Raw genomic sequence first — 19,016 nt, 5'->3', positions numbered from 1 at the left:
TTGCCACCCAAGCGTTACCATCGCTTGTGGTTAGTTATCACTGCTTTATGTAATGACTAATGACCAATGGCTAATTACCAATCTGGCGGCAAATTGTAATATTCGAGAGTTGATTTATCTGCCAGCAAATCTTGGGTTTTTCTGTCAATTTTAATCTCACCATCCGCCAAAACTAACGCCCTTTGAGTCGTTTTTCCGATCCAATTCAAATTATGAGAAGCGATCAAAATTACCTCGATCGGCAATTGGGACAAAACCTTAGCCAAGTGACGCCGCCACGAGGGATCGAGTCCGTTGGTCGGCTCGTCTAAGATCAAAATTGCCGGCTCTAATGCTAAAATTGCTGCCAAGGCTGCTAACCTTCTTTGGCCTCCTGAAAGTTCGTGGGCCGAACGGTTGGCAAATTCTACTAAACCAAATTCGTCTAATAGCGATAAAGCTCGATCGCGCGCAACTCCCGGCGGCACTCCGTAATTGCGCGGCCCGAACATGACATCCTCTAAAATAGTCGGCATAAATAGCTGATCGTTAGCGTCTTGAAAGCAAAATCCAATCTGCCTGCGCGCCTGCGATAAAGTGGCCTCTTCCAACTTTTTTCCCTGCACTCTAATCTCGCCCGCTTGAGGCATTTTTAATCCGATCAAGTTTTCGAGCAAAGTGCTTTTACCAGCACCTGTCAGGCCGAGTAGAGCAACTCTTTCTCCCGGTTGCAAACTAAAAGAAATTCCCCGCAATACTGGCTTTTGAGCGGGATATCCGAATACTAAATTTTCTACTTCGATTGTTGGCACGGATTTGAGTATAGTCAATTTTTATTTTCCTCGATTTTAGGATTAAGAGTATTTAACCGCCGAGAGCGCAGAGGGCGCAGAGAGGGGAAGGGAGAAGGCAAAAGGTAGAGGAATGAATTAATCAATTACCAATTCTACTCGTTCACAGGCTCTGCCTGGGAACGCAGATCGGGAGGCTCTGCCTCCAATTTTCCTCCGCAAGAAGCGAGGCAGAGCCTCTGGATATGGATTCCCAGGCAGAGCCTGGGAACCAGTTAAATGCCCAATGCCCAATTACGAATAACCGTAAGAAGCTGTTGTTAATCCGGCTGCGATTAAAATTGCTAGTGTCAGCCAGAGTCGCTCTTTTGGTGTTGATTTTGAGTCGGCAGGTAAAGCTCCTTGATACCCGCGAATTAGCATGGCTGCGTGTACTCTTTCTGCCCGATCGAGACTTCGCAAATAAAGCGCTCCGATCATGGAAGCACTGGCGTAGCGCAGCCATCCTCCGGTACCGGACAAGCCCCGGAGTTGGGCTGATATTTTCATGCGGTTGACTTCGGACAGCAGGATTTCTAAGTATTGTCCTGTTAAAAGTACAATCTCTTGCAAACCTGCTGGTAGGGGTAATCCTTTGAGGGCGATTCCGAAACTGTGGGGTGGCAAAGTTAGCAGAAAACTGTTCATAATTAGCAGGCAAATTAGGGAACGCAGCAACAAAAAACTGGCACGTTCCCAACCTTGGGGCAGCACTAATAAGGAGAGAAAAATCAATTCTGCTCCCAACAGTTGCGCTAGGGTTCGCACCGGAGCCCTGAGCCAAAACGACCAAAAAAGTGCGATCGCCCCATAAATCCCCAGCCACAGCCAAGCGCCTGTCTTCATAAAACCAATGCCGATGACCATTGTCAAAGACAGCCGCAATCGAAAAGGTATGGAGAGTTTAGACATCTTTAGGTTTTACCACCAACTGAGCAATCCCAAAAGCCGCGCCGAAGCTGAAGGCAGACCCTAAAAGTCCAGCAATGCTAGTACCAATAGGCTGTTCTTCTAATCCTTTAACTGTGTAATCTGCTAAAGGAGTAGGATTTTCGATCGCCACAGCTTCTTTATCTTTAAAGCCGTATTTTTCCGCTACCGAATCTAACCCGTCGGGCCAACTTGAAGCGAACAGTGAAAGCACGCCCGAAATTAATAACACTCCGATTACTGGCACTACCCATTTCTGCAATTGTGGCTGTTGTCCCGGCAGTAAATCCGGCCGTACTTTGACGAGATAAGTTAACACGCCGCCTGTAATTACCCCTTCGCCAATGCCAATTAAAATATGTACGCCTACCATTGCTGGCAATGCGATATTGAGCCCTACTGTACCAGAAATTGCCAATTGGATCGCCACACTAATCGAAGCAGCCACGACGCTGAGGCCAGCGGCGATGCCCGCGGCTAGGGGCAAACGATTTCTGGAACCTCCCAAGAGTTGCTGCAATGGCTGCAACAGCCACCAGCCCACCCAAATGCCAACTAGCCCCATGTTAAAAATATTGGCTCCCAGGGCGGTGATGCCCCCGTCAGCAAACAAGACGCTCTGAATTATAAAAACCGTGCTCATTGCCAAAGTTGCCGCCCAAGGGTTCCCCAAAACGACGGATGCCAGCGCTCCTCCCAACAAGTGGCCGCTGGTGCCGCCGGCTACGGGAAAGTTGATCATCTGGGCTGCAAACACGAAAGCTGTGGTTAAGCCCATGATTGGGGCTTGTCGGAGTCCCAGACTCGCGCGGGTTCGATTCAGGGCAACTGCAATTACTGCTGCACTTGCTATGCCGGTGGCAACGGCTACTGGCGGTGAAAGAAAACCATCAGGTATGTGCATTGATGTATCCCAAACGAGAGAAGTTCCAGCCCTTTAGTCAACTATTTTTCACAAAAATTTACCATCCCCTGTGGGGGTATTTCTGGGATCGAGCGATCGGGGGATTGGTGGCGGGCGATCGCTTATTGGATATAGATTACCGCCTCACGGGCACAATTTTGAGGATGAGAAATTTTACATTAAATAATCCTGAAGAATTATTCGGATATTTTACAGACAGCCTGCACATTAAAGCTTTTTGATAAGAATTATCAATATTTGTTTAGCGATTCAACTCCAAAATTGTATTCACCGTCCAGCTAAAACAAGAATATTAAAAAAATATAAAGAATATACTGAAAATCTATCATTGGTTTTATTCTCAACTCTTGAGAATAAATAGCATTAAGTTTTTGACTACCGCAGCAGTGAAATTAGCAGATAGCTAGTCAAAGCCAAAGTATTGCGTGTTATAGAAACTAAAAAGAGCGATTTATTGCGACTCAATATAGTTAGCAGTAGGTTTGCAGTTGTCGATCGCGCCAAAGTGCGATCGATCGGCTTGGCCCGCACGAGCTGCATTATCAAGAAACTCAAAATACTAATGCGCTTATTCTCAAGTAATTTCCCGCACAACCTACAGGAGGTTTGCCAGTGGTGCAGCACTCACCCCAAGACTCAACTACCGATTTAGTTCCATCTGAATTTCCCAGACAGTTAGATATCGCTCAAGTTTCTATCTACGGACTGAGTTTTTTATCGGCTAGTATGTTTCTGTTTTTACCTTTAGTCAACCTACTGCATCCCAGCCATTGGCAACGATTGATGGGAACCATTCACGGCTTAGGCGCAATGTTTGCAATGGTAGTGATGGTTTACACGGGACATTTAGCTTTCCCCTTGCTGCGGGGTGCCGGTAAAATCTTGCCGCAAATGCGTACATTAGCCTTTTGGTCATCTATTTTGAGCTTTTTAGCCATAGCTACCGGCAATTGGGCTTATATGCGTTATCGGGCCGGCCTGGAATTTGGCGGAGCACGGGCTTGGCTGAAAGAAAACTCGCCTTTAGGGCAGTATGTTTTGATGGAATATCACGAGTTTAGCGTCCTATTTACCCTGCCATTAGCAATAGCTTGCACCTGGATTCTGTGGAGTTACGGCGATGCAATTTTAGAAAAGCAGAATCGCCCGGTTTTAACCGCAACCTGTGTAGCTTTGATGGCGCTAATGTTTTTTTCAATGGGTGGCATGGTAAGTGGAATTGGCGTTGCTAAAATTCATGCTTTGTAGTCAGCATTTGCCAATTATCAACTATCAATCGAGCGACTCTCAACTCTCAACTCTCAATCGATTGACTCTCAAGGCTGGGTGGCACTGCCCCTACCAACTATCAACTATCAAAGGAGATTTGTGAAATGACCAGACAATTATCCCGCCAAAGTCATGCGGGTGATGAACCTTTTTACGGAAAATTTTGGAGCAAATTAAAACACTTTCCTAACGGTTTAGCTGAGGGTTCGGCAACTGCGCCTAGCGTTTCGGGCCCAGCAGCCGCAGCAATAGTGAGCGCTGCTATTGGTTGTTTCACAATGATGGTGAGTCACCATTTAGGGGACACATCCAAAGAGATAAACGAAATGCTTTGGAACCTCGGTAGTTGGATTCCCGGAAGCAAGACTAATGATGAATTGTGGGGCAACATCGGCAGCTATACGGGCAAAGAAACTATGTTGCTTGTCGGTTGGCTTGTCAGTTGGCCAATTCTGCATCTGCTGTGGAAAAATCAGCAGATTAAAAGTCGCACCATATTTTTCTGGATGTTTGCTTTGTTAGTTGCTGCGACAGCTATGTCCTGGCATCCTCTCTTCCCATATTTGCCCTTAACTTAAGTAATGCGAGGTTTGATGATGGAAACAAAAAATAAGCCGATCCCAGCCAGGGAGATGCACAAAATAGTTTGGATTAGTATGGGAGTTTTGACTCTTTTCTTTGTCACTTTTCCTATCTCAATGTGGCGCGTCAGCCAAAAAGAAAAGTTTCTCGGTTCCCACGTCAAGTCTTTGACAATCGAGGGGCAAAATCCCCCTAATGCTGTTGCTAATGCTGTTGCTAAGGGACTGGCCCAACCAGCTATTGCGAGTAGCAGTGCGCTTCCGGCTGCAAATAATTCCTATTTAGCGGTTGACAGCCAAAAAAAGCTGCCTGACAAGTCTCCAGAGGTTGTACCTTCCACTAATACGTCTACTGAAACGGCTATTGCGAGTAGCCCTACAGATAAGACTGTCCAAGCTGTACCTGTATCAGCAGGCCAGCAGCAAGTTCAGGCGGTGGATGGAACAAATCAGACAGCAGAAATTACGGATCGCGTAAAACTAGATGAGCTAGCTCTAAAAGTCTACGATCGCATCGATCGAAGTTGGCAAACTAGCCCTACGTTCCATCAAAATCTAGTCTATCGAGTCACTACAAGTCAAGATGGGGCGATCGACAATTTCGAGCCCCTCAATCAACCAGCCAAGGATTACACCCAAGAAACTCCTTTGCCAAATCTGCTCAAATCTCCCGAAACTAGCAGCAACAGTGCAGCACCAGTCGCTAAGTTTACTGTAGTGTTTGCTCCTACTGGAACCTTAGAAGTTAACCCCTAACTCAGATACAACATCTCTCCGGTAAGGTGCGCCATCCGCACCTTACTTTTCATTTTTAACTTCAATGTGATATTATAAACAGCGCCCTCTAAGGCATTCTACATCTAAAACAACAAATGAAAGAACTTGACGAAAAAAAAACTCAGGAACTGCTATGCACCATCATGGAATGGGAACTTGCAGGTGTCGTGCGCTATACCCACTATTCACTAATGGTGACAGGGCCAAACCGGATTCCCATCGTGCAGTTTTTTAAAGCACAAGCAACGGAATCCCTACTCCACGCCCAACAAGCAGGAGAAATTCTCACCGGTTTAGAGGGGCATCCCAGTCAGAGAATTGCTCCCATCGAAGAAACCTACAAACACTCCGTGAAAGACTTATTGGAAGAAAGTTTAAATCACGAGAAAAAAGCGCTCAAAAAGTATAAATCTTTACTTGACGTTGTGACTGACTCCAGCGTTTATTTGGAAGAATATGCCCGCAATCTAATTGGACAAGAAGAATTGCACCAAGTAGAACTGAAAAAAATGCTGCGCGATTATAGTTGATTTAATCATTAGTTAGTTGTTATTGGTTGTTGGTTATTGGTTATTGGTTATTTCCAATCACCAATGACCAACGCCCCATGCCCATGCCCCAGGATTATAAAAAATGAATTTTAGTGAAGCCATACCAACTTTTGTAATTACCCTGCGCGAAGGTGTAGAAGCCGCCTTAGTCGTCGGAATTGTACTAGCTTGCCTCAAAAAAGCCGAGCAAAGTCACCTCAATTCTTGGGTGTATGCAGGTGTCGCAGCCGGCATTGCTGCTAGCGGTTTTGTGGGTGTTCTATTCAATGGATTGCTCGCAGCACTCTCAACATCGGAGCAGCCTTACGCACCAGTCATTAAACAGCTATTAGAGGGCGTATTGGGAATTGTGGCGATCGCAATGCTAAGCTGGATGCTAATTTGGATGACTCAGCAAGCGCGCTTTCTCAAAGCTGAAGTTGAAGGAGCAGTTACAGCAGCTTTGACAGAAAATAGCAATGCCGGCTGGGGCGTATTTGGCTTAATTTTTATTGCGGTACTGCGCGAAGGTTTTGAAACAGTTATATTTGTCAGCGCTCAATTTCAACAAGGTTTGAGTCCCGCTTTAGGTGCTTTGGGCGGTTTGACTGGGGCGGCAATCATTGGCGCGCTACTGTTCAAGTGGGGCGTAAAAATTGATATCCGCCTGTTTTTCAAGTTTATGGGGATTTTGTTGCTGTTAATCGTGGCAGGTTTGGCAGTATCTGCACTCAAACATTTTGACCAAGCCGCTGGAATTTTGTCGCAGATGAATAGCAAGTATGCAGCGATTTGTTTTTATTACGATCGCCTCGCACCAGTCCACTCTTGTATTTTAGGGCCGATGGTGTGGAATGCAGCGGCAATTTTGCCCGATCGACAATTTCCCGGAGTGATTCTCAAAGCACTGTTTGGATACAGAGATCGACTTTATCTCGTCCAAGCAGCGGCTTACACAATATTCTTAGCCACCATCGGCGGTCTTTATTTCCAAAAATTAGGCTCTCAGGCGACTCTTCCCAACAAAAATACTCAGCCCGCTCAAAAATCAACTCTTTCTCAGTAGTTCTGTCGGCTATGGTTACAGCTTATTTCACTGCTTTCACTGCTTTCACTGCTTCTGAGGCACCAAAAAAATTGCCTGATTTTCCAAAATCGGCCAAAAATTTTAGGGGTTTGGGATAGACTCTTTGACATTTGTATGATATTATTTAATAATGGGAATACTGATTTTTTTGAAAATAAATAGTTAGATTTATATTATTAAATAATACAGTCAAGAGCTAAAAAAAGCAAGGGCTAACCCTCAAAAAAAACAAAATTTTTCTCAACCTCACGAAGTTTATAAATCACAAGTCGTAGAGTGGGCGATCGTCGAAAATATTTGACACTCCCTGACCTGAAGGCGCAGGGATTCTTGGATCATCCAGTCGATTTGCTCGTTGATATCACCACCAGCGAGTAGAGATCGGTCTGTCCCCCAGCGTGAATTCCGGTGTGCCCCACCGTATTTAAATTGATTCCTGCCTGCTTCAAACCCTTTACCAAAATGTTTTTTCCGGCATTGCGATCGCGATCTAACACCGCACCACAACTACAAATATGGGTTCGAGTTGACAGAGTTTTCTTGACTAGGTTTCCACAATTTGAACAATCCTGGGAAGTGTACTGAGGTGGAACAGCAATTACTGTTTTGCTGTACACTTTTCCAAAATATTCCAACCATTGAGCAAACAATGACCACGCCACATCGCTAATTGATTTAGCGAGCTTGTGGTTTTTAACCATGTTCCGCACCTGAAGTTCGACCTAGGCTACGAAATCGTTAGATTTCACCGCGCACAATGCCGTCTTTATGGCGAAGTCTTTACGCTGCCGACTAACCTTTAGGTGCTTTCTTCCTAACTTGTTGAGCGCTTTTTTCCGGTTTCTGGAACCTTTCTTTTTCCGAGAAACTCGCTGCTGCAATCTCTTCAAAGCTTTTTCACTTTTTCTGAGATACCGAGGATTAGGAACTGTTTCACCGTCGCTGTCAGTATAGAAGTGGTTTAACCCGACATCTATGCCAATAAATTTACCAGTAGAAACGGGTTCCTCTTTTCGTTCAACGTTGATGCAGAATTGGGCGTAGTATCCGTCGGCACGACGCACAACCCTGATTCGTTTAATCTCATCGGGCGCATAGAAATGCAAATCCCGACTGCCGATTAACTTAAATCTCCCAGCAGCAAAACCGTCCTTAAATGTTAGACATCTTTTGTCGGTAGAAAGCGCCCAACCGGATTGCTTGTACTCCACGGAACGAGTATGTTTCTTGTACTGTGGATATCCCTTTTTTCCGGGTTTTTTCCTTTTGCAATTAGCAAAGAAACGTTGGATAGCAAAAATGGCACGTTCCGCTGAAGCTTGACGTGCCGTCGAATTAAGCTTGCCCGCCCATTCAAACTCTTTTGCCATAACCGCGCATTGTTTGTACAGGTCTACTAGCTTAATCCCTTGATTGTCTACCCAATGTCTAAGAGTTTTATTTCGGACAAATTGAGCCGTCCGAATCATGTCGTCTATGATTCGATATTGTTCCGCTTTGCCCTTCAACTTAAACTCTAAAACTATCATTAGAATAGTCTCTCACTTTTGCTAAAACTTTTACTTACAAGTCTGTATATTTAATAATTCTTCATATTACTTATAATTAAAGCCGTCCTATAAGGACGGGGATTTAGACCCAGTTTCTTGGTAACTTGCAGAGAGCAGAATTGGCAAGGTCAGCCCCGCAAAGGTGTCGATCGAGAACAGGGGCGATGACCCACTACGAGCAAACAAACGCAGGGTGGCTCTAAAATCTCAAATCCCATCCTCACTCGTCGCCACAGAAGTCGCGCCCGCCAACAAAAAATCTACTCCAGGCCAGATTTCTGGCGAACAGTCTTTCTGATAACCACTGAAGGCGCTTATAATTAATACAACAATTTTTACATAGCTCAAAAAGGTCTTAATCAACCTTATAATTCTTAAATGAAGCTTAAAATTAAAAAATTGCTTGTTAAAGTTACCTGGAACCCCCAGAAGGCTGTAGCCTCCCCAATCTGGTTAGCGGTGAGATAAATAATGATGCCCCGGATACTTGTTATTGATGATGACGCGGCGATCGCCGAACTCGTAGCCGTCAACCTAGAAATGGCTGGCTACGAAGTCACCCAGGCAGAAGACGGCATCAAAGGTCAGGCACTAGCAATACAACTGCTCCCCGACCTGATCATGCTAGACCTCATGCTGCCTAGAGTAGACGGATTCACCGTATGTCAGCGTTTGCGGCGTGACGAGCGCACCTCAGACATTCCCGTCTTGATGTTGACAGCCTTAAGTCAAACTCAAGACAAAGTAGAAGGCTTCAACTCCGGCGCCGACGACTACCTGACCAAACCCTTTGAACTAGAAGAGATGCTAGCGCGAGTGCGAGCTCTACTAAGGCGAACAGACCGCATCCCCCAAGCTGCCAAACACTCCGAAATTCTGAATTACGGCCCGCTGACCCTTGTCCCCGAAAGGTTTGAAGCTGTTTGGTACGCTCAGACAGTCAAACTGACCCATCTAGAGTTTGAGTTGCTGCACTGCTTGCTTCAGCGCCACGGTCAGACAGTCTCTCCCAGCGAAATTCTCAAAGAAGTGTGGGGTTACGACCCCGACGACGACATCGAAACAATTCGTGTACACATCAGACACCTGAGAACCAAGATGGAACCCGATCCCCGCCATCCTCGGTACATCAAAACCGTATACGGGGCTGGTTATTGCCTGGAGTTACCCAACAACGAGCAAGTAGCTGAAGAAACCAAATCCTCTGCTTGAGCTAGCCCGCCAGATGCAACAAGCAGTGAAAAATTCAGCTAGAAAAGCCTGAGAGCATTAGCTCTCAGGCTTTGTTGTTTGGAGTTTGAGTGAATATGTCAACAAGTAGGCATTGACTCTCTTGATTCGGAAAAAAACAATCCTGCACCCTCCTCCAACCGTACTTTTAGAGAAGCTTGTCCATAGGAAAGTACCGGATTTCTTTTTCCACCTTGTATTTTCCGAGAGGATGGGATAGCTACTTAAACAATAGTCTAGCCATCATACCCCTTAATAATACTATTTATCAATAAATTTAGAGGTATTCCTTTAGCTGCTATTTTTGCTAACGAGAGGCCAAACTCCGATCAAGCGCCAAAAACAGTCATCATCGTGATATAACGATGTTTTTTCCTACAGATTTACATACCTGAACTCCAATCAGTGAAAATTTTTCTCAAATACCCCTTGACGAAACTACTAAAATTGTTGATTATCTATATCAATAACCTGCGATCGCTTAAAACTCCACTGACATCTTTCTCAAGAGGTAAATCGCCGTGACCAGCATGGCAAAATCCTTCCCAGCCGAAGGAAAATCATTTCCCTGGTGGGTCGGCAAAGCCCGCTTAATCAACCTTTCGGGCCGTTTGCTCGGTACCCACGTCGCCCACGCCGGCCTCATCGTCTTCTGGGCGGGAACCTATACCCTATTGGAGCTTTTCCGCTTTAACCCAGAATTGCCCATGTACGAACAAGGCTTAATCCTATTGCCAAACCTAGCCAGACTCGGCTTGGGCGGTGGTGCGGGAGGCAAAATTGTCGATACTGATTTGTACTTCGCCGTTAGCGGGATTCACCTAATCAGCTCAGCTTTTGTCGGCTTCGGTGGCATCTTTCACTCGCTCAAAGGGCCAGCCACCCTCGAAGCAAGAACTTCTTTCTTTGGCTACACATGGGAAGACGCAGACAAAATGACCACCATCTTGGGCATCCGCCTAGTTTTGCTGGGTGTCGCTACCTTCTTGTTGGTGACCAAAGCTATGTATTTCCGTGGTTTATGACTGTCTTTTTCTAATATTTATGTATTGCCACTTTGATTATTTTTGTGGAGTCTGTCCGTAACATTGCCAGAAGGAGCGCATCAAATCAAGCGCTTGTATCCAATTCCTTGTTATTGGGATTTTTTTGCTAACGATTCCCGCCTCACATTTACAGTGGGCCCGTGCGTTGCTTGTACTGAAGATGCGATGGTTGCACTCACTTTGAACCTAAGACTTGTTTTACCAATGCTTCTCCGCAACATTGCTCTAAACTTCACAAAAATCACCCTGAATTAGCGAAAACCACTTTTTCACTTCCACTTGTAGCAAGGGGGATAGGTGGCTAGCAGATTACTTTGGGCTAAAGGGGGAGTCTAGAGTTATATGGATTCTCACGGAAAACATACTTTAGGAGCATCTAAAAAATAGCACGAATAAATAACAGATAATCCATGACAATCCTGGTTCAACTTTTTTATTTTTCCCGACATGAATTTATACAGTGCTAACTCACTCAAAGTCGAACTCAACCAAAGAGGCTGCCGCCTGACTCCCCAGCGAGAAACTATTTTGAGTGTCTTTCAAAATCTACCGCAAGGCAATCATTTAAGTGCGGAAGAATTATACAAGACTTTGCAGAATAAAGGAGAACGAATTGGCTTGTCTACTGTCTACCGAACGCTGCATTTATTAGCAAGGATAGGAATTTTGCGTGAACTAGAATTAGCAGAAGGACACAAACATTACGAACTGAATTTTCCCGAATTGTACCACCACCACCATCTGGTTTGCATTCAGTGTCACAAAACCTTTGAATTTAGCGAGGAATCTATTTTAAGAATTGGCAAAAAGCAAGTTGAAAAAGCTGGGGTAGAACTGCTTGACTGTCAATTAACTGTGCGAGCTGTTTGTTTGGAAGCGCTACGGGAGGGATGGCCTTCTTTAGTACCCAGCAATTGGTTGTGTCCCAGATATCATTCAGAAATTGATGAGGAAATTAGTTGATTTGGATGGAATACACTTAGGGAATGGGGAATTGGTAATTGGTAATTGGTAACTCTTGAACTCAGGTACGGCAATAGCGTTGCAAGGAATGCTAGCGAAGTGATTCTTAGGAAAGCAATCTCACGCATTCAAAACCCCTTCTGCTTATTAATAGCATTGGAAGGAATTTCAAGCAATGTTAGCTAAGCAATTATTAGAAAAGCAATGTCACGCATTCAAAAATTTTCGCCTTTCCCTTCCCCTTCCGTCAAGCAACCTCAGAATCGCAACGTTGGTGTTCCATCCGAAATATGTTAGCGTACAAACTAGCAACAATCTGTTTGCCTTCCTGCGTCAACTGCAAGTAACCTAGAGATTCACTGATGTGAGGATAAATGCCGCTCCAGTAAAACTTAGAGTAGCTTTGCAGCAAGTCGCCCGGATGTCGGTAGCCCAAAAGTTTAGTAGCACCGCTTTCTTCCAACTCGTAAAACAGCGCGCCAATTTTCTGCAAATATTGCGGGTTGCTGAGCTGACCTATCAAGTCAGCACCGCGAACTAAACTAGAGTAATTAACTGCATCCTCGTCAGTGTGGCCGTCCAGCACCGAGAAACGAGTCTGTTCTATGTTCTGCTTAATTATCTCAGCATTAATTAGCTTGTGGTTGCCGAAGCGCTCGTCAATGAACAATTTAGCTCTGTCAACTCGGTAAGGAGCTAGGCTGGCCGCTGTTGCACCGGGAGCCAGTGCAATTCTCATGCCATCTTTTCCCGTAGCATACAATCCTTCTGATTCTTGGTCTTGCCGGCAAACTCCTTTGACATATCCGATGTCTTGGCACAGCAAAGAAATGATGAAGTGCAGCCAATCTTCGCAGGAAACTCCGCCCTTGCGAATGTGTTTTCCCCGCAAGATTTCTTGACCGACTAAGCTAATGCAAATGGCGTGTTCTACATTGTGATAAAGAGCGTCGCTGTTGGCGATGTTTTCTAACGCCATTGCCCCCACCCAGGCAATAATGTCAGCATAGTCTGATTTGTAGCCTCCGTAAGTGCGGCTGTACCCGTTCTGAAGTTGTTCGATGAAAGCCTCGATCAGCAGTTCTGTAGAATTAAACATACCGTGTCCTTTTACCTTAATATTTCCTTTTAACAGCGGTGCATCTATTGGGGAGTCCTCTACTTTTATGGATAAGATTTTAGTTCACAACTCATGCACCCCCTGTGCGTTGTGCTCTGTGGGTGGCAATCTGAAAACTCATTGAGGCTGCTACGCCGGGGGAGTCACGAAGCAATCTCGCGCCCTGACTCAAAACTCCCAAGCAACTCAGTCCGTCACTGACACCCATCCCCGCCGTACTGCATACAGCAGCCTGCTGACAATTTTTCGATCGTCTGAACTTTTTAAACTGTGAGAATTAATTGCGTATTGAATTTGCTGGAACACCGTCCGATCGATCTTACCGGATTTCCAAATGTTCAAGTAAAGTTCGGAAATTTTATATTCAGGAATATAAGCTTTGGTTGTCATCTGCCGTCAACTCAATGTATATTTCTTATTGTCCGGCAATTTTAGATAACTTTATGTGATGTAGATCGGCTATAGACGGTGATGCGATCGCAGGCTGGAGTTAAGGCGCCTCTCCTAACAATGGTAATTCGATCGAAAAAGCGCGATATTGCGATCGTCATAAATTTTGCTGACGGCTCTGACAATCATCATAGTTGCGCCTAAATTATAGGATGTCACATACCATTCTCCCGTTGCGCTCGCCCCCTCCCAACTTGCAGCAAGGAAGGAAGTTCGATCGCCGATCGCGCAAATTTCTTGCCAAAGAAACGCGCGTCGTGTACAATACAGAGTCTGGTATCCTCACTTACCCATAATTATTTTCATTCATCCCGTCCCCCCAGAGGGGAAGGGACTTTCAGTGCGGATACAGCCAAATCACTATATTCAGCAAAAAGCTAGAAATGCCGTAACTCATGCCCACTATTCAGCAACTCATCCGTTCAGCACGGGAACAAACGCAGAAAAAAACCAAATCGCCAGCTCTCAAGAGTTGCCCCCAGCGCCGCGGAGTTTGCACCAGAGTGTACACGACCACCCCGAAAAAACCCAACTCGGCGCTGCGGAAGGTGGCTCGGGTACGGCTGACCTCTGGTTTTGAAGTCACCGCCTACATCCCAGGGATCGGTCACAACTTGCAAGAACACTCGGTAGTAATGATCCGGGGCGGTCGGGTAAAAGATTTGCCCGGAGTTAGATACCACATCATTCGGGGTACATTAGACACCGCTGGGGTGAAAGACCGCAAGCAGGGTCGTTCCAAATACGGGGCCAAGCGTCCTAAAGAGAAAAAATAACACGGAACTCGCCCGATCGCCGGGGTTGGGAAGCAAAAAAAAATCCGATCGCGCCGCTCAACTGCACGCTCGATCGTCATAAATCGAAATGTGATCCCAAAACCCCAAACTCAATCATTCAAAATCAAAAATCCCAAATAGAACTATGTCTCGCCGCACAGTTATTCAAAAACGTCCAGTTCCACCAGATCCAACCTACAACAGCCGGTTGGTAAGCATGATGGTGAGACGGATCATGCAGCACGGCAAAAAATCCGTTGCCTCCAGCATCGTCTACGACGCCCTCAAAACCATCCAAGAACGCACAGGGGCTGAACCGTTAGACTTGTTTGAAAAAGCAGTCAAAAACGCAACACCCTTGGTAGAAGTCAAAGCCCGCCGGGTAGGTGGCGCCACCTACCAAGTGCCAATGGAAGTGCGTTCCGATCGCGGTACCACCCTCGCCCTCCGCTGGCTGATCAGATTTGCCCGCGCCCGCACCGGCCGCTCGATGGCAGCCAAGCTAGCCAACGAACTGATGGATGCAGCTAACGAAACAGGGAGTGCTATTCGCAAGCGCGAAGAAACTCACCGCATGGCTGAAGCTAACAAGGCTTTTGCTCACTACCGCTACTAACTGCAACAACTGGCATGGAGAAGAGCGCGATCGTGCGGTATAAAAGCATCGGGTGAGAAATTGGCAAGTGTAAGTTTTGAGTGTTGAGATTGCTTCTCTTGGCGCAGTTGCGATTCGTGAAGCAAACTCAAAACTCCCAAAATCAAAATTTACGCACTCAAAATTTACGCACTCTCTGAATCCTCCATGTCGCATCCTTAATATTTTTGTAAACAAATCTTGCAAAAAATATTAAAATGTAACAATAAGCTCCCGAAACTTTTGTAAGTCACTGGGGAGTGCAAAATAGGGTTACTGTGTAGTATAATAGTATTATAACAGCAACACAAGATTAAGGAGGTAGCTGTGGCACGTACCGTCCCGCTAGAAAAAACTCGCAACATCGGCATCGCAGCCCACATAGACGCGGGCAAAACAACAACAACTGAAAGAATTCTGTTCTATTCAGGCATGGTTCACAAAATGGGTGAAGTGCACGAGGGAACAGCAGTCACTGACTGGATGGAGCAAGAGCGGGAGCGGGGAATTACGATTACTGCCGCTGCTATCACCACCAGTTGGAAAGATTACAAAATCAACATCATCGACACTCCCGGACACGTAGACTTCACGATCGAAGTCGAACGCTCGATGCGAGTGCTCGACGGAGTGATCGCAGTGTTCTGCTCGGTAGGGGGAGTGCAGCCGCAATCCGAAACAGTTTGGCGACAGGCAGATCGGTACAAAGTACCGAGGATCGTGTTCGTCAACAAAATGGATCGGATGGGGGCCAACTTCTACAAAGTCTACGGCCAAATTCGCGATCGAATGAGAGCGAACGCCGTACCCATCCAAATCCCGATCGGCAGTGAAGAAAACTTCCGGGGAATTGTAGACTTAGTGCACATGAAAGCCTATATCTACAACAACGACACGGGAACCGACATCGCGGAAGTAGAAATCCCCGATGAAGTAAAGGATCTAGCCGTAGAATACCGCACCAAGCTGATCGAGTCCGTAGCAGAAACCAACGACGCCCTCACCGAGAAATACCTTGAAGGCGAAGAGTTAACGGAAGACGAAATCCGCTTGGCCCTGCGTCACGGCACTGTCGAAGGTACGATCGTCCCCATGTTGTGCGGTTCGGCATTCAAAAACAAAGGCGTTCAGTTGTTGTTGGATGGAGTCATAGACTATCTGCCGTCGCCCTTGGAAGTTCCTCCAATTCAAGGACTCCTGCCCAACGGCGACACAGCAGAGCGGTTTGCCGACGACAACGCCCCCCTGTCAGCCCTGGCATTCAAAATCATGGCTGACCCCTACGGTCGCCTGACCTTTGTTCGCGTCTACTCCGGTATCCTCAAAAAAGGAACCTACGTCCTGAACTCCACCAAAGACAAAAAAGAGCGGGTTTCTCGCCTAATTGTACTCAAAGCGGACGATCGGATAGAAGTTGAGGAACTGCGCGCCGGAGACTTGGGAGCAGCCTTGGGTTTGAAAGACACCTTCACCGGCGACACCCTCTGCGAAGAAGGAGCGCCAGTGATTCTGGAATCTCTGTTTATTCCAGAGCCAGTCATCTCGGTGGCTGTCGAACCCAAAACCAAACAAGACATGGAGAAGCTCTCCAAAGCCCTCCAGTCGCTCTCGGAAGAAGACCCCACCTTCCGAGTCAACGTTGACCCAGAAACCAACCAGACAGTCATCGCCGGTATGGGCGAACTGCACCTGGAAATCCTGGTTGACAGGATGCTGCGGGAATTCAAAGTAGAAGCGAACGTGGGTCAGCCACAAGTAGCCTACCGCGAAACCATTCGCAAATCCGTCCGCGCCGAAGGTAAATTTATCCGCCAAAGCGGCGGTAAAGGTCAGTACGGTCACGTCGTGATCGAACTAGAACCCACCGAAGTCGGAAGCGGCTTTGAATTTGTCTCCAAAATTGTTGGTGGCACTGTACCCAAAGAGTACATCGGCCCGGCAGAACAAGGGATGAAAGAAGCGTGCGAATCAGGTATTGTAGCAGGATATCCCGTGATTGACCTCAAAGCTACTATGATAGACGGGTCTTTCCACGACGTAGACTCCTCAGAAATGGCATTTAAGATCGCCGGTTCAATGGCGATCAAAGAAGCCGTGATGAAGGCGTCGCCAGTGCTGCTAGAGCCTATGATGAAAGTAGAGGTTGAAGTTCCCGAAGATTACATCGGGAACGTCATCGGAGACCTCAACTCGCGTCGGGGTCAGATCGAAGGTCAAGAGACGGATCAGGGGATAGCCAAAGTTTCTGTAAAAGTTCCACTAGCAGAAATGTTTGGTTACGCCACCGACATCCGCTCGAAAACCCAAGGTCGAGGCATCTTCACAATGGAATTCAGCCATTACGAAGAAGTGCCGCGAAACGTGGCTGAAGCCATTATCGCTAAGAACAAAGGGAACTAATGATTATGGATTTTAGATTTTGGATTTTGGATTGAATCCAAAGTCTAGAATCTAAAATCTCAAGTCTAAAATCGCTAAAAGAAACAAGGAACAGATCAAGAATGGCACGCGCAAAATTTGAACGGAATAAACCCCACGTAAACATCGGCACGATCGGTCACGTTGACCACGGCAAAACAACTTTGACCGCCGCGATTACGATGACTCTCTCTGCACTAGGTCAAGCAAAGGCTAAGAACTACGCCGACATCGACGCTGCGCCTGAAGAAAAAGCACGGGGTATTACGATTAATACTGCTCACGTGGAATACGAAACCACAGGTCGGCACTATGCCCACGTAGATTGCCCCGGACACGCTGACTATGTGAAAAACATGATCACCGGTGCAGCTCAAATGGACGGCGGCATCCTAGTAGTGTCAGCGGCAGACGGCCCCATGCCTCAAACTCGCGAACACATCCTGCTAGCTAAGCAAGTTGGCGTTCCCAGCCTGGTTGTCTTCTTGAACAAAGAAGACATGGTGGATGATGCTGAACTGTTGGAATTGGTAGAACTAGAAGTTCGCGAACTTTTGAGTTCTTACGATTTTCCGGGCGATGACATCCCCATCGTCACAGGTTCGGGATTGAAAGCTCTCGAAGCGATGCTTGCTAATCCCAAGACTGTCAAGGGCGAAAATGAGTGGGTTGACAAAATCTACAAGCTGATGGAAGAAGTAGATTCTTACATCCCCACACCAGAACGCGAAGTTGACAAGCCTTTCTTGATGGCAGTTGAAGACGTATTCTCGATTACTGGTCGGGGTACTGTTGCTACTGGTCGGATTGAGCGCGGCACAATCAAAGTCGGCGAAACAGTAGAAGTGATTGGCATTAAGGACACTCGCAGCACTACGGTGACTGGTGTGGAAATGTTCACCAAGTCGTTGGAAGAAGGCATTGCTGGCGACAACGTGGGTCTACTGCTGCGGGGGATTTTAAAGGCGGATATTGAAAGAGGCATGGTAATTGCCAAGCCCAAATCCATCAGTCCTCATACTCAGTTTGAATCTGAAGTGTACATCCTGAAGAAGGAAGAAGGTGGCCGGCACACGCCCTTTTTCTCTGGATATCGCCCTCAATTCTACGTCCGTACCACTGACGTGACCGGCACGATCAACCAGTTCACCGCTGATGACGGTAGTGAAGCAGAAATGGTGATGCCCGGTGACCGGATCAAAATGACTGTTGAGTTGATTCACCCGATCGCGATCGAACAAGGAATGCGCTTCGCTATCCGCGAAGGCGGCCGCACCGTCGGCGCCGGCGTTGTTTCCAAAATCCTCAAGTAGGACTCCGATAACAGCTTAAATAGCAGAAAAGCCACCAAATGTCAATAGGCTTTTCTGCTATTTAGTGAGTAGTGAGTAGTTATAAGTTAGTGGCCAGTTGTTAGCAGTTATGGGTTAAATGTTCAATAACAAATAACAAATAACAAATGACTGATGACTAATGACTAATGACTAATGACTAAAAATAAACTGAACCTCGAAAATTCAAGAAACAAAAATGGCAACAATTCAACAGCAAAAAATTCGCATCCGCCTCAAAGCTTTCGATCGCCGAATTCTAGACGCATCCTGCGAAAAGATTGTAGATACAGCAAATCGGACAGCAGCCACAGCGATCGGCCCGATTCCCCTACCGACAAAACGGCGGATTTACTGCTTGCTGCGATCGCCCCACGTAGACAAAGATTCTCGCGAACACTTTGAAACCCGCACGCACCGCCGCATTATCGACATTCACCAGCCATCGGCGAAAACAATTGACGCTTTGATGAAACTGGATTTGCCAGCCGGCGTAGATATCGAAGTCAAACTGTAGATTGACTTATCGAAAACTCCGAAAGAAGGAACAATGGAAAAATACATTGTTCCTTCTTTTTTAGGAAAGTTCG

At 46.4% G+C, this 19,016-nt stretch carries 20 protein-coding genes and 2 pseudogenes; 15 read left to right on the top strand and 7 right to left on the bottom strand.

The features are described 5' to 3' along the window. Window positions 1-74: 74 nt before the first annotated feature. The 3 genes from QUB16_RS01480 to QUB16_RS01470 all read right to left on the bottom strand — a co-directional run bounded on the left by QUB16_RS01480 (window position 75) and on the right by QUB16_RS01470 (window position 2,643). Window positions 75-809 (bottom strand): ABC transporter ATP-binding protein, encoded by a 735-nt coding sequence (locus QUB16_RS01480; RefSeq protein WP_333313516.1) that lies wholly within the window; start codon window positions 807-809, stop codon window positions 75-77. Window positions 810-1,064: 255 nt separating this feature from the next. After that, window positions 1,065-1,721, bottom strand: coding sequence for an energy-coupling factor transporter transmembrane protein EcfT (locus QUB16_RS01475; protein WP_333313515.1), 657 nt, complete (start codon window positions 1,719-1,721; stop codon window positions 1,065-1,067). After that, on the bottom strand, window positions 1,714-2,643 hold the full coding sequence (locus QUB16_RS01470; protein ID WP_333313514.1) for an energy-coupling factor ABC transporter permease: 930 nt from the start codon (window positions 2,641-2,643) through the stop codon (window positions 1,714-1,716). The genes QUB16_RS01475 and QUB16_RS01470 overlap by 8 nt, the downstream gene beginning before the upstream one ends. A 2-nt stretch (window positions 2,644-2,645) precedes the next feature. On the opposite strand from QUB16_RS01470, the gene QUB16_RS01465 reads away from it, so the two are divergent. Then, complete coding sequence (locus QUB16_RS01465) at window positions 2,646-2,885, top strand: hypothetical protein (RefSeq protein ID WP_333313512.1); 240 nt, start codon at window positions 2,646-2,648, stop codon at window positions 2,883-2,885. Between the two features lie 154 nt (window positions 2,886-3,039). Here QUB16_RS01465 and QUB16_RS01460 read toward each other — a convergent pair whose 3' ends face one another. Further along, on the bottom strand, window positions 3,040-3,204 hold the full coding sequence (locus tag QUB16_RS01460; protein WP_333313510.1) for a hypothetical protein: 165 nt from the start codon (window positions 3,202-3,204) through the stop codon (window positions 3,040-3,042). 72 nt (window positions 3,205-3,276) lie between these two features. On the opposite strand from QUB16_RS01460, the gene QUB16_RS01455 reads away from it, so the two are divergent. From QUB16_RS01455 to QUB16_RS01435, 5 genes are all read left to right on the top strand, one after another. After that, the gene (locus tag QUB16_RS01455) at window positions 3,277-3,912 is read left to right on the top strand and encodes a hypothetical protein (RefSeq protein WP_333313509.1); all 636 of its coding nucleotides are present in this window, start codon (window positions 3,277-3,279) and stop codon (window positions 3,910-3,912) included. Window positions 3,913-4,037: 125 nt separating this feature from the next. Further along, entirely contained in the window at window positions 4,038-4,511 is a 474-nt protein-coding gene (locus QUB16_RS01450; RefSeq protein ID WP_333256361.1) for a hypothetical protein, read from the top strand. Window positions 4,512-4,526: 15 nt separating this feature from the next. Continuing rightward, window positions 4,527-5,270, top strand: a complete 744-nt coding sequence (locus QUB16_RS01445; RefSeq protein WP_333313507.1) for a hypothetical protein — start codon at window positions 4,527-4,529, stop codon at window positions 5,268-5,270. A gap of 116 nt (window positions 5,271-5,386) precedes the next feature. After that, a complete protein-coding gene (locus QUB16_RS01440; protein ID WP_333313504.1) occupies window positions 5,387-5,821 on the top strand; it encodes a ferritin-like domain-containing protein in 435 nt (144 codons plus the stop codon). Window positions 5,822-5,924: 103 nt separating this feature from the next. Then, window positions 5,925-6,887, top strand: coding sequence for an FTR1 family protein (locus tag QUB16_RS01435; protein ID WP_333313502.1), 963 nt, complete (start codon window positions 5,925-5,927; stop codon window positions 6,885-6,887). A 356-nt stretch (window positions 6,888-7,243) separates the two neighbouring features. On the opposite strand, the pseudogene QUB16_RS01425 reads toward QUB16_RS01435, so the two are convergent. Next, window positions 7,244-8,437, bottom strand: a pseudogene (locus QUB16_RS01425) (RNA-guided endonuclease InsQ/TnpB family protein). 495 nt (window positions 8,438-8,932) lie between these two features. Here QUB16_RS01425 and QUB16_RS01420 point away from each other — a divergent pair. From QUB16_RS01420 to QUB16_RS01410, 3 genes and pseudogenes are all read left to right on the top strand, one after another. Further along, a complete protein-coding gene (locus tag QUB16_RS01420) occupies window positions 8,933-9,670 on the top strand; it encodes a response regulator transcription factor (RefSeq protein WP_039886887.1) in 738 nt (245 codons plus the stop codon). Between the two features lie 548 nt (window positions 9,671-10,218). Continuing rightward, a pseudogene (locus QUB16_RS01415) lies at window positions 10,219-10,710 on the top strand (chlorophyll a/b binding light-harvesting protein); the annotation flags it as partial. A 471-nt stretch (window positions 10,711-11,181) separates the two neighbouring features. Next, window positions 11,182-11,697 (top strand): transcriptional repressor, encoded by a 516-nt coding sequence (locus QUB16_RS01410; protein WP_333313499.1) that lies wholly within the window; start codon window positions 11,182-11,184, stop codon window positions 11,695-11,697. 247 nt (window positions 11,698-11,944) lie between these two features. Here QUB16_RS01410 and QUB16_RS01405 read toward each other — a convergent pair whose 3' ends face one another. Next, the gene (locus QUB16_RS01405) at window positions 11,945-12,796 is read right to left on the bottom strand and encodes an Npun_R2479 family HD domain-containing metalloprotein (RefSeq protein ID WP_333313497.1); all 852 of its coding nucleotides are present in this window, start codon (window positions 12,794-12,796) and stop codon (window positions 11,945-11,947) included. A gap of 207 nt (window positions 12,797-13,003) precedes the next feature. After that, a complete protein-coding gene (locus QUB16_RS01400) occupies window positions 13,004-13,207 on the bottom strand; it encodes a hypothetical protein (RefSeq protein WP_333109740.1) in 204 nt (67 codons plus the stop codon). A gap of 212 nt (window positions 13,208-13,419) precedes the next feature. Here QUB16_RS01400 and QUB16_RS01395 point away from each other — a divergent pair, with 212 nt between their 5' ends. The 6 genes from QUB16_RS01395 to rpsJ all read left to right on the top strand — a co-directional run bounded on the left by QUB16_RS01395 (window position 13,420) and on the right by rpsJ (window position 18,943). Then, complete coding sequence (locus tag QUB16_RS01395) at window positions 13,420-13,563, top strand: hypothetical protein (RefSeq protein ID WP_333108961.1); 144 nt, start codon at window positions 13,420-13,422, stop codon at window positions 13,561-13,563. Between the two features lie 99 nt (window positions 13,564-13,662). Beyond that, complete coding sequence (rpsL, locus tag QUB16_RS01390) at window positions 13,663-14,043, top strand: 30S ribosomal protein S12 (protein WP_006632197.1); 381 nt, start codon at window positions 13,663-13,665, stop codon at window positions 14,041-14,043. A gap of 145 nt (window positions 14,044-14,188) precedes the next feature. After that, window positions 14,189-14,659: a 30S ribosomal protein S7 gene (rpsG, locus tag QUB16_RS01385; protein ID WP_006632196.1), complete on the top strand. Its 471-nt coding sequence runs from the start codon at window positions 14,189-14,191 to the stop codon at window positions 14,657-14,659. Between the two features lie 345 nt (window positions 14,660-15,004). Continuing rightward, complete coding sequence (fusA, locus tag QUB16_RS01380) at window positions 15,005-17,077, top strand: elongation factor G (protein WP_333313495.1); 2,073 nt, start codon at window positions 15,005-15,007, stop codon at window positions 17,075-17,077. Window positions 17,078-17,178: 101 nt separating this feature from the next. Further along, window positions 17,179-18,408 carry an elongation factor Tu gene (gene tuf / locus QUB16_RS01375; protein ID WP_333313493.1) on the top strand — a complete coding sequence of 410 codons (1,230 nt, stop codon included), beginning with the start codon at window positions 17,179-17,181 and terminating at the stop codon, window positions 18,406-18,408. A 217-nt stretch (window positions 18,409-18,625) separates the two neighbouring features. Then, window positions 18,626-18,943 (top strand): 30S ribosomal protein S10, encoded by a 318-nt coding sequence (rpsJ, locus tag QUB16_RS01370; RefSeq protein WP_006632193.1) that lies wholly within the window; start codon window positions 18,626-18,628, stop codon window positions 18,941-18,943. Window positions 18,944-19,016 lie beyond the last annotated feature (73 nt).

This window comes from Microcoleus sp. D3_18a_C4 (genome assembly GCF_036702415.1).
GTDB lineage: Bacteria > Cyanobacteriota > Cyanobacteriia > Cyanobacteriales > Microcoleaceae > Microcoleus.
Note: the sequence above shows the minus strand (reverse complement) of the source record. Positions and strands in the feature narration are given on the sequence as shown.